The organism is Bacillus sp. B4EP4a (assembly GCF_006680105.1).
Taxonomy (GTDB): Bacteria; Bacillota; Bacilli; order Bacillales; family DSM-1321; genus Peribacillus; species Peribacillus simplex_E.
Genome location: NZ_VHIK01000114.1, coordinates 1 through 254 on the forward strand (window position 1 = coordinate 1; position 254 = coordinate 254).

The 254-nt window shown below is 46.9% G+C and carries 1 protein-coding gene; it reads left to right on the forward strand.

What is annotated here, in order from left to right; all coding sequences use genetic code 11:
* Nucleotides 1–254: fumarylacetoacetate hydrolase family protein (locus tag FNK51_RS26210; RefSeq protein ID WP_181762362.1), on the forward strand; the 254-nt coding region annotated here is incomplete at both ends.

Sequence of the window (254 nt, forward strand, 5' to 3'; positions counted from 1 at the left end):
CTCGAAGGGGAAGTAGCCTTGGTGATTGGAAAGCGCGGAAAAAACATCAAAGAAGAAGATGCGCTTGATTATGTGTTCGGTTGCACGATATTTAATGACGTCACAGCAAGAGATCTTACAAAAAAAGATCCACAGTTTACGCGGGGCAAAGGATTTGATACATTCGGACCTTTGGGACCGTGCATCGTTACCGGGGTAGATCCCACTAATTTGCGGATTGTGACCACTTTAAACGGCCGCGTTGTCCAAGACGG